Genomic DNA, 12,401 nt, shown 5'->3' on the forward strand with positions numbered 1-12,401 from the left:
GCATTTCTACGTTGCTTTTTCCAGTTGCTGCCCGACTTTCAGCCGTCGGACTAAGAACGGCAGACTCAAGCCCTGCAACACGAGGGTGATCAGCACGACCACGACGGATAAAAAGATCAGTGTATTCCGTTCCGGGAACGGCTGTCCACCTGCCAGCGTCAGGGGCAGCGCCAGGGCCGTGGCCAGCGAAATAATCCCCCGCATACCGGCCCAGCCGATGATCAGGGCATCCCGCCAGTCAATCTTTTCGTCGGAATAAAACTGGAAGTGACGTTTGCGCTCCGGCATCTGATTACGCCGGTTAATGGACTTTTCCAGGTTGTTGTTATGTCCGAACACCCAGCCCATGCGAATGATCAGCATGATCAAGCTGATCAGGAAGCCAATCCCGATGAGCGGCAAAATCGAATTGGAATCGATGTTTTCGACCACCTGCGGAAACTGAAGCCCGATCAGAATAAAAACAAAACCGTTGAGCAGAAAAATGATGACATCCCAAAACGATTTGTTTTGATTCTTGACCGAAGTCGGAAACAGGCGATTGGTGTATTGCGACATCGTGATTCCCTGCACCACAACGGCCAAAACGCCCGAAACGTGTACTTCCTCGGCCAGCAAATACACGATAAAGGGAGAAACCGCCATGGCACTGATGGCAATCAGGCTATTTCCGTACACCCGGCGCAGAAAATAGGTCAGCAGCTTCCCGTACAGAAAGCCGATGCCAATACCACCCACCACGACAATGATGAATTGCAGATAGGCATTCCAGAATTGAAAACCGGCCCCGGCAATAGCCCCAACGGCAAACCGGTAAGCAATCAACCCGGACGCATCGTTCACCAGGCTTTCCCCCTCCAGAATGGTCAGGGTACGGTGTGAAAGTCCCAGCCCCTTCGTTACGTTGGTGGCCGCCACCGCATCGGGGGGCGAAAGAATGGCTCCCAACGCAAACGCCATCGGCCAGTTCAGGCCCGGAATCAGGTAGTACGCCGTGACGGCAATGGCTGTAGTGGTTAGAAAAACCAGCGAAATCGCCAGGGAGCTGACGGTCGCCCAATTGCTCCGCAGTTCCTTAAACGAGATATTAAAGGCCGCATCGTACAGCAACGGCGGCAGAAAAATCAAAAAAATAACCTCCGGATTCAGGGTAATGGCCGGAATGCCCGGCAAATAACCGATCGTGATGCCCGCCAGCACCAGCAGAATCGGATACGGCAACCGGATTCGACTGGCGACCGCCGATAACACGATCATGATCGCCATGATGATCAATACGATACTGTAGTTTTCCACGTGTTTTCTGTTTACAGTTTACGGTATACGGTTTCTATATGCAGATTAAAGAAGAAAGAGAATAGACAAGCGACTAATTAGGTAAAAATCAACAAAGTACTCTTTCATCTTTTCTCTTTTGTCTAACTGCCTACTATAGAATACAATTTCTGTTCGTTAGAGGATAGGAATCAGCCGCATTCTGGGTCGCCGTATCCGAAAACGGAAAACTATAAACCGATGGCCAGCCGGTATAAACTTCGATGGCCCGCATTCACATACGGGCCATCGATCCAGAGCAAATAAAAAGGAATTTCAGGATTTTGTCGCTACCGTGTTCCCTTTTTTACCCGGAGCCGGGCTTTTTTTGCCGGTGGCGGGTTTCTTGGCGGTGGTGGCTGCCGGGTTCTTCTGCGTCATGGTCACAGGGTCCCAGTGCACGACCTTTTTCTCAAAATAGCTTTCGTTGCAGGCCAGCACCGGGGCGGCTGCCCGGAAGCCAAAAACCGGGTCCTCGACGGTACCCTGACTCCCCGCCCGCACATTGGTGAAGAAATCCCCGAAGTGCTTGGCGTGGGCGTCGTCATCCTTCGGCGCTTCGAATTTGATTTCCTTCACGGGTTCGGCGGTGCGGGTTTCGGGCGGATACTTGGCGTCGTACTGCTCCACAAACTTCTTCTGCACATCTTCCGTGAACGTAAAGAAACTGTCGTAATTGCCGTAACCGGGCGCAATCGGGAGTTTTTTCTTGGTCAGAATCAGGTTATTTTCCGAAAACTCGACGGTGCCTTCGTTGCCGATGATCCGCGTCACGTTGCTGATTTTCCCGGCATTGGCGAAGTTTACCCGCAACACCATCTGGAAGGCTTCGTGCTGATCGGTTTTCGGATAATCCATGATGCTCGTCATTACATCCGGCACATCGCGGTGTTCTTTCCAATAGGCCAGGTTGCCCGACGAATAAATACGGGTGGGCCCCAGAGTATTGGTCACGTAGTGAACCCCCGTGATCAGGTGAATGAACAGGTCACCGGCCACGCCCGTGCCGTAATCCTTGAAATTCCGCCAGCGGAAAAACCGGATCGGATCAAACGGTCGTTTCGGGGCATCGCCCAGGAAACGGTCCCAGTCGACGGTCTGCGGGTTGGCATCCGGCGGTACGGAGTAGTTCCAGGCCCCAATGGCGTTAAACCGGTCGTTGTTGGACTCGATGTAGTTGATCTGCCCGATTTCTCCGGCTTCGATCAGGCGCTTGGCTTCCTTGAAAGACGCACTGCTGATGCGCTGGCTACCTACCTGCATGGTTTTCCCGGATTTTTTCCAGGCATCGATTACGGCTTTGCCTTCGTTCAGGTGCTGCACCATCGGTTTTTCGCAATAAACGTGCTTCCCGGCTTTCAGGGCGGCAATCGTAATATGGTCGTGCCAGTGGTCGGGCGTTACCACCAAAACCGCATCGACGTCGGGCCGGGCCAGAATTTCGCGGTAATCGCGGGTGGTAAACAGTTGTTGCCCAAAAGCGGTGCGGGCGTGTTCGAGTCGCCCTGAATACAGATCCGCCACGGCCACCAGTTCCACATCCGGGTTTCGCAAAGCCGCCTGGGTATCGTAATTTCCCTGAATCCCCATCCCGATGGTGGCAATGCGGATTTTGTCGTTGGGACTGATCTTTTTCAGATCCCTGATGATATGAAAGGGTTTGGCGACACTCTGGGTGGCCACCAGCGCCGAAGCCGCTGTCAGTCCCTTGATAAAGTCGCGTCGATTGGAATGCATAGGTTTACCGGTTTTTGAGTCTGCGATTAAAAGCACATTTCTGTCTGAATATACGCAAATGTGCCGACACTGGTTCAAGAATAAACCACAAATTCCGTTTCGTTTAAAACCGTTTATCGGGCCGAAAGAGCCCCGTTGGCCAGGGAGCCTACGAGTTCTCCGTGCCGGTTCCGGAACCAGGTCAGGAATGCAGGAAACAACACCGTTTCGGTGTGGGAATACCGAACCTCAACCGAGCACCCAACTCAGCGCCATCACGCCCAGCAAACCCGTAATCGACACCAGCGTTTCCATGATCGACCAGGTTTTGAGGGTATCGGCCATTGAGAGCTGGAAGTATTCGCGGAAAAGCCAGAAACCGGTATCGTTGACGTGGGAAAACATCATGCTGCCGGCCCCGATGCTCAACACCATCAGATTCGGTTCGACGCCGGTCGACGCCAGCATCGGCGCGACAAAACCGGCGGTCGTAATGCCCGACACCGTCGAGGAACCCGTACAAACCCGGATGAGCGCGGCCATGCCCCAGGCCAGGACGTAAGGATGCAGCGTCGAATTTTCCATCATTCCGGCAATGGACTGACTTACCCCCCCGTCGGTCAGCACCTGCTTCAGGGCCCCGGCCCCGCCAAAAATCAGGAACAGCATCGCCACATCCTTGATCGCATCGCCGAACAGCCCCGTCACGTCGGGAATGGTTTTTCCCCGGGCCACCCCGAGCGTATACGACGCGACCAGCACCGACAGAAACATGCTCACCACGGGTTCACCTGCGAAGACAACCACCTGCTGAACCACGGAGTTTTCGGGTAAAAAGGGACTCAGAAACGTGCTGAAGCCAATGAGTAGAATCGGCAGCAAAACCGTCAGGAAACTGGTGAGCGACGACGGCATCTGCTCTTCGGACAGGTCGGGGGCCACAAAGGCCGGATTCGCGGGGGTCGTGTAGCGTTTTACAGTCGAGCCAAACAGGGCCCCGGAAATGAGAATGGCCGGAATGGACACGATGATCCCGTAAAAAAGCGTCAGCCCCATATCGGCGTTGAACTGTTTCAGAATCGCCAGCGGAGCCGGGTGCGGAGGCAGGTAACCCTGCGTCACGGAGAGCGATGCCAGCATGGGCAGTCCGATGTACAGCGCCGGAAGTTTATACCGGTACGAAACCGTAATGACTAGTGGAGCCAGCAGCAGAAAACCGACGGAATAAAACAGGGGCAGTCCGACGATAAAACCGGTGACCAGAAACGCCCAGCGCGCGTGCCGGGTACCGACCAGAGCCATCAACTGCACCGCAATCCGCTGGGCGGCCCCGCTCTGGGCCACCAGTTTGCCCAGCATGGCACCGAGCGCAATAATTGCGGTAATGGAACCCAGCGTACCACCGATGCCCTTCTGAATCGAATCCAGAATCACCAATGGTTTCATGCCAAGGGCCAGACCAGCCCCGAGTGAAACAGCCAGGAAGGCCAGAAAAGTGTGGAGACGAACAACGGAAATCAGGCCAATCAGGGCCAGAATGGCAAGGAAGGTGACGGTCAGGAGCATCACCAAACATAGGAAATATTACGATTGGACCGCAATAACCGGCTGAAGATTTAATGCCGCAACCACCCGCTGGGCCTGCAACACGTGCCGTTGCTGGTGGGCAATCAGGAACCGGAACGTATCGCCCACCGATAGCCGAAGCCAGCGTGCGATCGAGATGGGCACGGTCAGTTGCTGAATATTGACCTGCCGGGCCTGCTCCAGCAGGTCAAGCAAGGCCTGCTGCTGTTCCAGAAACATCCGCAAAACCGTTTCGGACGGCAAAACGTCCGCCGGACGGTGCGCCTGAACGGCTTTCATTTTCAGACCGATCGATCCATCGGTTTTCGGACGCATCGAATTGGCGAAATAATTGCCAAACCAACTGCTCCGAAACCGGGGAGATGCCGGGATCTGTCGGCGGTTTTCATCCGCAAACGCCATTTCCAGAGCGGGAAGGTAATACTGTCCGTAGCTGTTCAGGTGCGCCAGGCACTGCGCAACACTCCAGCGAGCGGGCCCCGGTTGTTGGTTCAAGGCATCGTTAGTCAACGGGCGAAACTCCTGCTGGACCACTTCCACCAGCTTTCGGGTGTCTTCCGCTAATTGATCGAGTAACTTTTCGGTCTGAAACTCAGGCATGATAGGGCGGTTTTGTTTCACAAACCTAAGACGGTTTTCACCAAAAAATCTTGGTGCAGGCCAAGATTTTCACCATCATCAAATGACCACCTGGCAAGATACCCGATTCCCGCGATGGATCAGCCCTAAAAACCGATTCGTACCGCGCCAAAACCGGCCTATAACTTCACCGAAGCCAGCAATTTGCTGAACGTGGTCGGATCCAGGCCCAGGTAGGATGCGAGGTACTTGTGCGGAATCAACTGCAACACGTGCGGACTCCTGGTGAGCAAAATCCGGAATTTTTCTTCGGCGCTGAACGTCATTAATTCAATGTAACGCTCCATCAACCCCGACATGGCAGCCGCCGTTCCGAGCCGTCCCCAGCGTTCCAGCACCGGGTAGGTGGCCAGCAAGCGGTTGAAATCGGGAAAGGAAAGCCGGAGTAACCGGCTGGCAGTCAAGGTTTCCAGGTAATACCGGGAAGGCTGCTGAAGCTGAAAGGAGTCGATAATGCCCGACATCGACCCGGCATACGAAAAAATCAGCGTGGCATCCCGTTTTGTAGCCCCCAGGTAATACGCCCGCTGGACCCCCTCCACGACAAAATACAAATACCGTTCGACTTCGCCGGCGGAGGTCAGGATGGTTTTGCGCTTGTATTCGACCGGATGCCAGCAAACCGAAAAGGCTTCCCACACCTCTTCCGGCCATTCAGATCCCTGAAAAACCACCTTCTTCAACTCCGCCAACGCATCCGTCTGTCTGCTCATCGTGGCCCCACCGGATTAATAAATTGCGTTTGCGGCTGTTGCAACAGCGTCAGAATCACCTGAAACCAGCCATCGGCTTCGCCCACGAGCGGGGCGGGCTGGTTCAGCAAACGGTATTTATGATCGATATTTGACAGCCCAACACCGTTCGATTCGATGCGTAAGTTCTTGCGCTGCAGGTTATTTTCAACAATCAATGTATCCGGGCTGGTGGTTCGGATGCGGATCGTGAGCGGCTGATCGGGCAGAATAATGTTGTGTTTTACCGCATTCTCGACCAGCAGTTGCAACGTCAGCGGGGGCAATAAGGCCTCCCGACTTTCCGGGGCCACCGTAACTTGTAGGGCAATGCTGCTCCCAAACCGTGTTTGCAACAGGTGAAAATACGAGCGGAGAAAGCGGAGTTCGTCGAAAAGGGTTACAAGGTCGTTCTCGTTGCTTCGCAGCAAATACCGGTAGACATTGGAAAGCTCGTCGACAAATACACTCGCCTGCCGGGGACTTTCGTCGATGAGCGACGAGAGGGTATTCAGGCCGTTGAACAGAAAGTGCGGATTGACCTGGCTTTGCAGGGCCCGCATCTGTACCTCGGTTTTTTCCTGCTGCATCCGTTGCAGGGCCAGATCGGCTTCCAGATTTTCGCGGTGACGCTGTTCCCGCTCCCGCTCCAGGTCTTTTTCCACCACCGCTTTTCGCACCGCTTCCCGCCGGTGGCGGTACGAAATACCGAGCGAGAAGAAAATCAGATCCAGCACCACCCCGGCCTGCAAAAACATATCGGGATGGCGCCAGAAGGGCAGCGACAGGCTCAGGTCCGGCGAATGCAGCAGCAAGGCCGCCGTAATGGCGTGGTTGACCAGCAACGAAGCCGTACCGGCCACAAAAAACCGGGCCACGACGTCCTTCGAGCGGAAAAAGGAATAAACGATGTAAGTCCCAACGGCCAGCATGGAAATCCGGATTGGCTGCAACAGAATCTGATGCACCGGCGACTGCCACCAGTCCGTGAACAGGTAGACGTAGGTTTTGACCACACAGTAGAAAACCAGCAACCACTGCACCACGACCACCCAACGCAAAAACCGGGGGCGCTCGCGGAGGTTCAGGAACAGCTTCGCCAGCTCCAGGTAGACAATATAGCCCAGATACGACGAAAGCTTATAAAAATTCCCCAGCTGGTATGGAAATCCGAAGTGGTTGATTACAAAATAAAACGCCCAGATCAGGGTGTAGACGGTATACAAACCATAAATCCGTTCGCGGTACATCAGCCACTGGATAGAGTTAGCCAGAAACATGGCCACCACCATCCCCCAGAAAAGCGGAGACAAGGCTTCGTACGTCATTGCAAATCAGGCGGTGTCGTCTACAGGTCGTAAGGAAAATTACGGGTAAATGTACAAAAAACGGCCAAACCGGGCCGCATCTGGTTCGGCGAAAACCGTCTCGAAGCCGGTTTCAACTCCCCTGGCGACTGATTGTACCGGCATTGGTCCGGCCCCTAAAACCGTAACGCAGACTGAACCAATTTTTATCCCAGATCCTTATTGATGTAACGACATTTATTGAACGGAGCCTCTTTCGTCCGTTTGATAAATACCCAAAGCAATCCATTGATCTCAAACCATTTACAATAATGAAAGTAGAAATCTGGTCCGATGTGATGTGCCCCTTCTGCTACATCGGGAAACGAAAGTTTGAAGCGGCCCTGGAAAAATTTGAGCATCAAGCGTCGATCGAGGTGGTCTGGAAAAGCTTTCAGCTGAATCCGGCCCTGCAAACCGACCCGGATGTGAACATTACCCAGTATCTGGCCGAAGCAAAGGGCTGGACGCTCGGGTACGCCAAGCAGATGAACGATTACGTCACGAATATGGCCCGGGAAGTGGGGCTCCACTACGATTTTGATAAAGCGGTGGTAGCCAACTCGTTCGACGCCCACCGTCTGGTGCAACTCGCCAAACAGCACGGGAAAGGCGATGCGATGGAGGAACGTCTGTTCAAAGCCTATTTTACGGAAGGACTCAACACCGCCGACCATGCTACCTTACAGCAACTGGCCACGGATATTGGCCTGGATGCCGCGGAAGTGAAGCAGGTGCTGGCGAGCAATCAATACGCCGATCAGGTAAAACGGGATATTTTCGAGGCCCGGCAGGTTGGGGTTACGGGGGTTCCATTTTTTGTTTTCAACCAGAAATACGCGGTTTCCGGGGCGCAGGCACCCGAAACCTTCCTCGGCGCGTTGACCAAAGCCTTTGGCGAGTGGAACGAGGTAAACACTGGCAATGAAGCCGTTGCCCTGGATGGACCGGCCTGTACACCGGACGGAAATTGTGATTAATTTTGCAAAAATAGTCACCCTTGTCCCGTATGATCGATTCATCGCATTCCCCGTCGGAGTCGTTTTTTAACGGTCGGCTGGCCCTCAATACGTTGCTCACGCTGGCCAATAGCGCCTTGTTACTGGTGGTAATCAAATGGGCGGACGTGGTTCACTGGCCGTATTTTCTGGCCGCGGCATCGGCGGCTGTCATCGGCTTTCTGGAACCGCGCAAAGGCTGGGTACTGGCCCTGCTTCAGGCGGCTTTTCTCTGGGTCGGCTATACCTTTTTTACCCCTGCCCCCACCAGTGGAGGAGACCGCGAACTGGAGCTTTTTTGCCTCTACGGTTCCATTTTCCTGACGTTTTTAGGCAGTTTTGTGGGCGGTATTCTGAAACGCGCGTCAAGCAGGTAATCCGATAAATGAAGGTAGACCAGCGAGCTACGATGGTAGAGGAAAGGGGCCGCGCCGGTTTTGGTCTTTCGGCGCTGGTCTAACTCGCTGGCCTACCTTCTTCTCCCGTCATGGTGAACCCAAACAGCCCGACTCCATTGGCATCTCCCCGAAAAATCCGGCTGTCCATTGCCGGCTTTTTCTTCATTTCCGGGTTTGGTTTTGCAAGCTGGGCGTCCCGCATCCCATCCATCCAGCACCAGTTAAAGCTCAATGATGCCGAATTGGGGGCGGTTTTGTTTGCCCTGCCGATGGGGTTAATCCTGACGCTCCCCCTCACCGGCGCACTGATCGGCCGGTTTAGCAGCCGGATCATGATGCTGGTCGGGGCGGTTTTGCTGAATGTGATCCTGGTGGTACTGGGGCAGGTTCATCAGTCCTGGCAACTGGCCGCCGTGCTCTTCTGCTTCGGGGCGGCCCGCAATCAACTGAGCATCTCGGTCAATGCGCAATCCATTGGGGTTCAGGCGCTCTACGAACACTCCATCCTGACCTCCTTCCACGGCATCTGGAGCGTTGCGGGTTTTGCGGGAGCCGCGCTGGGTGCGTTGATGATTTCGGCGAATATCCTGCCGGCCTGGCATTTTGTCATCGTTGGCATTGCCCTGACGCTGCTGGCCCTTGTCTTATTCCCCAATTCGTTACCCGAACCGGCCACCTCACCAACGGTGCGCTCCGGTTTTGTTTTTCCGGACCGATCGCTGTTTACGTTCGGAATGATGTCGTTTACCTCAATGGCGTTCGAAGGCATCATGTACGACTGGAGCGGAATTTACTTCCAGAAAATTGTCCACGCGCCCCAGCCGTTGATTGCGGCCGGTTTTGTGGTTTTCATGGTTGCCATGACCATCGGGCGGTTTTCCGGCGACTGGCTGGTCAACCGATTCAGTAAAAAAACCGTCCTGCTCTTCAGCGGAACCCTGATGACATCCGGACTGTTGCTGGCCTGCCTTTTCCCCAACGTGGTAGTCGCCAGTCTCGGTTTTATCATGGTCGGATTGGGCTCATCCTGCGTCGTGCCGCTGGTGCTGAGTCTCGCCAGCCAGTCCAAACTGGCCGGAACGGGTTCCGTCATTGCCGCCGTCTCGACCATTGCCTACTTCGGTTTCCTGATTGTGCCTCCGATTGTCGGTTTTATGGCCGAGTCGTTCAACCTGCGCTGGTCGTTCGCCCTGGTGTCGCTGCTGGGCGTGATGATGATCTGGCTGGTGAGCCGGGTCCCCGATCCGTCCTGAACCGGTGGGCTACCGCAACGGACGCGGTTTTACGCCTTCAAACGTGATCTGTACGGGCTTGATCAGTCCCTTTTCGTCAAATTCCATCTTGTCGATGCAGGTTTCGCGGTGGTTTCCGTCGGTTTCCGTCAAGGGTCGCCGGTGGTACACGATGTACCACTCATCCTTACCCGGCACCTGAATCACGGAGTGATGGCCCGCGCCCGTCGCTACGTTAGGATCCTGTTTCAGGATTTTATCGACCCGCTGAAAGGGGCCAAAGGGCGTGTCAGCCACCGCATACGCCACGGAATAATTGGGGCCGGTCCAGCCGCCTTCCGACCACATGAAGTAATACTTTCCGTTCCGCATGAACATCACCGGGCCTTCAACATACCCTTGCGGAGTGATTTCCTTGAACGTGGTTCCGTCCGGGAAGGGCACAAAACCGGTAAAATCGTCTTTGAGTCTGGCCATATTACAGTGCCGCCAGCCACCGTAAATCAGGTAATACTGACCGTCTTTGTCCTTGAACACAAACTGGTCGATGGGTTGCGCTCCGTTGATAAACCGATCGACCAGCGGTTTTCCCAGATGATCCCTGAACGGCCCCGCCGGATTGTCGGCCACGGCGACACCAATGCCACCCAACTCGCTGTCCTTCTGAATGTCGTTGGCCCCGAAAAACAGGTAATACTTCCCCCCCTTTTCGACAATGGCTGGTGCCCACATCGCGCGCCGGGCCCATTTGATGGCCGTGGTATCGACGATCCGGGGGTGCTTGGTCCAGTTGACCAGGTCAGGCGACGAAAACGCGTCCATGAAAACCTGCTGATTATACGGGGCCGAATAGGTGGGATAAATCCAGTAGTTCTTGCCAAAAATGACGCCTTCCGGATCAGCGTACCAGCCCGGGAAAACCGGGTTGCCAGACATCGTTTTCTTCCCCGGTTTTTTGGACGAGGTCGGGGTCGTTTGCGAAAAAGCCGTTAGCGCTGCACTCAGCAACGCGGCCAGCAGAAGCCATTGTTTCATTAAGTTTTTTCTTCGGATGGTTTTAATCAGTTAGTGGTCTGAGCGGCTGGCAGAAAAACCTTCACTTCCGGGTGCATGGTATACAACCGGAAGTGCGAGCCATCGTTGACCAGAATGCCGCTGGAGGTGTTGTCTTTGACAATCGGGTTCTTATCGTATTTCTTCCAGTGAATCAGGTCGCTGGAAACCGCCAGGTTGGTCGACCATTCCCGCCAGTCTTTAAACGCCGACGCGTGGTAATACATATAGTAAAAACCTTTGTAGTGGATAATCTGGTTAGCCGCCACGGCAAACTGATCGTAGGCTTCCGGCCCGCAGTTCAAAACCGGTTCGTCCTGCACATTCGTCCAGGTTTTCAGATCCTTCGAGGTCGCCAGCCAGACGGCGGCATCGTTCCGTTCGTAAAACAAATACCAGACCCCCTTTTCTTTCCAGATGGCGGGCGTTCCGTACGGGCCTTTGCTCAGCGGGGTCCCATTTTTAAGCCGGATATCGATCGGTCCTTTTTCCGTCCAGTGAATCCGGTCGGTCGAGGTCAGCAGGTGGGCAATGTCATCCCGGCCTTCCGCAAACATATAATACGTATTGCCATCTTTCCAGACCGACATATCCTCCACCCAGTCGGTTTGGTGAATCGGGTTGTTTTCAGAACGTTTCCAGGTAAAACCGTCCGTCGACGTCGCCAGACCGAGGTACTTCGTTTTGTCTCCTCCCTTCTGATACCCCGTATACCAGAGATACCAATTGCGGCCTTCCCGCAGAATATAGCCCCGCTCCCGGATCTGCTGGTCCCAGGTAGCGGCCCCGGTTCCGGCAAAAACCGGGTTATGGGCGTACGGTTTAAAGTGGACCAGTTCGGACGGAAACTCAGGATTGGAAGCCGGTTTTCGCAGGGCGATTCCGCTCACCAGAACTGCCGTGAGCAGAAGAAGGAACGATGTTTTTTTCATGGGGTTGGGTTCGGGTAACTCCGTCCGGTTTTCAACCCGGCCACGGAAGTCGCAAGATGGCAAATCCTGCGCAACGATCAGCGGTTTCCCAGCCTTTTCAGGTATAATTCCTCCACTTTCTGCCGCGCCCAGGGCGTTTTTCGCAGAAACGTCAGGCTGGATTTGATGCTCGGATCGTGGGTGAAACAGCGGATCGGAATACGACTTCCGAGGTTTTCCCAGCCGTAGCGATCAACCAGTTCCACCAGAATGGTTTCGAGCGTTTTGCCGTGAAGCGGATTATTGGGCTGGGTCATCGTCAGGAGTCGGTTGGGGTCAAACGCAAAGATACGTGAAGTTCGTAAATAGCTTTTGGGGCGGTCGGCTTCTTTTAATTTTTCAATCGGTTCCTTTTCTGCCGAATTAACGCTACCTTTCTTCTTAACCAGATCCCTAAATACCATGGCCCAGCAGAA

General features: G+C 54.4%; 12 protein-coding genes. 3 read left to right on the top strand and 9 right to left on the bottom strand.

The window, feature by feature from the left end; translation table 11 throughout:
• Positions 1 to 6: 6 nt before the first annotated feature.
• From ACFPMF_RS05185 to ACFPMF_RS05210, 6 genes are all read right to left on the bottom strand, one after another.
• Positions 7 to 1,296, bottom strand: a complete 1,290-nt coding sequence (locus ACFPMF_RS05185; RefSeq protein WP_379841810.1) for a Na+/H+ antiporter — start codon at positions 1,294 to 1,296, stop codon at positions 7 to 9.
• Positions 1,297 to 1,590: 294 nt separating this feature from the next.
• On the bottom strand, positions 1,591 to 3,051 hold the full coding sequence (locus ACFPMF_RS05190) for a Gfo/Idh/MocA family protein (RefSeq protein ID WP_379841812.1): 1,461 nt from the start codon (positions 3,049 to 3,051) through the stop codon (positions 1,591 to 1,593).
• Between the two features lie 228 nt (positions 3,052 to 3,279).
• On the bottom strand, positions 3,280 to 4,596 hold the full coding sequence (locus ACFPMF_RS05195) for a gluconate:H+ symporter (protein ID WP_379842747.1): 1,317 nt from the start codon (positions 4,594 to 4,596) through the stop codon (positions 3,280 to 3,282).
• Positions 4,597 to 4,614: 18 nt separating this feature from the next.
• Entirely contained in the window at positions 4,615 to 5,217 is a 603-nt protein-coding gene (locus tag ACFPMF_RS05200; protein ID WP_379841814.1) for a DinB family protein, read from the bottom strand.
• Between the two features lie 158 nt (positions 5,218 to 5,375).
• Entirely contained in the window at positions 5,376 to 5,969 is a 594-nt protein-coding gene (locus ACFPMF_RS05205) for a Crp/Fnr family transcriptional regulator (RefSeq protein WP_379841816.1), read from the bottom strand.
• Complete coding sequence (locus ACFPMF_RS05210; protein WP_379841818.1) at positions 5,966 to 7,315, bottom strand: sensor histidine kinase; 1,350 nt, start codon at positions 7,313 to 7,315, stop codon at positions 5,966 to 5,968. The genes ACFPMF_RS05205 and ACFPMF_RS05210 overlap by 4 nt, the downstream gene beginning before the upstream one ends.
• 290 nt (positions 7,316 to 7,605) lie before the next feature.
• Between ACFPMF_RS05210 and ACFPMF_RS05215 the strand changes: the two genes are divergently transcribed.
• The 3 genes from ACFPMF_RS05215 (at position 7,606) to ACFPMF_RS05225 (ending at position 9,982) form a co-directional block, all read left to right on the top strand.
• Entirely contained in the window at positions 7,606 to 8,313 is a 708-nt protein-coding gene (locus tag ACFPMF_RS05215; protein ID WP_379841820.1) for a DsbA family oxidoreductase, read from the top strand.
• A gap of 29 nt (positions 8,314 to 8,342) precedes the next feature.
• Positions 8,343 to 8,708, top strand: a complete 366-nt coding sequence (locus ACFPMF_RS05220) for a hypothetical protein (RefSeq protein ID WP_379841822.1) — start codon at positions 8,343 to 8,345, stop codon at positions 8,706 to 8,708.
• A gap of 110 nt (positions 8,709 to 8,818) precedes the next feature.
• A complete protein-coding gene (locus ACFPMF_RS05225) occupies positions 8,819 to 9,982 on the top strand; it encodes an MFS transporter (RefSeq protein ID WP_379841824.1) in 1,164 nt (387 codons plus the stop codon).
• Positions 9,983 to 9,991: 9 nt separating this feature from the next.
• Here the strand turns inward: ACFPMF_RS05225 and ACFPMF_RS05230 are convergent, their stop codons facing one another.
• The 3 genes from ACFPMF_RS05230 to ACFPMF_RS05240 form a co-directional block, all read right to left on the bottom strand.
• A complete protein-coding gene (locus tag ACFPMF_RS05230; RefSeq protein WP_379841826.1) occupies positions 9,992 to 10,996 on the bottom strand; it encodes a glycoside hydrolase family 43 protein in 1,005 nt (334 codons plus the stop codon).
• Positions 10,997 to 11,022: 26 nt separating this feature from the next.
• Positions 11,023 to 11,946 carry a glycoside hydrolase family protein gene (locus ACFPMF_RS05235; RefSeq protein ID WP_379841828.1) on the bottom strand — a complete coding sequence of 308 codons (924 nt, stop codon included), beginning with the start codon at positions 11,944 to 11,946 and terminating at the stop codon, positions 11,023 to 11,025.
• A gap of 77 nt (positions 11,947 to 12,023) precedes the next feature.
• Entirely contained in the window at positions 12,024 to 12,242 is a 219-nt protein-coding gene (locus ACFPMF_RS05240; protein WP_379841830.1) for a VF530 family protein, read from the bottom strand.
• Positions 12,243 to 12,401: the final 159 nt, after the last annotated feature.

It is taken from the genome of Larkinella bovis (genome assembly GCF_042655385.1).
GTDB classification, from domain to species: Bacteria; Bacteroidota; Bacteroidia; order Cytophagales; family Spirosomataceae; genus Larkinella; species Larkinella bovis.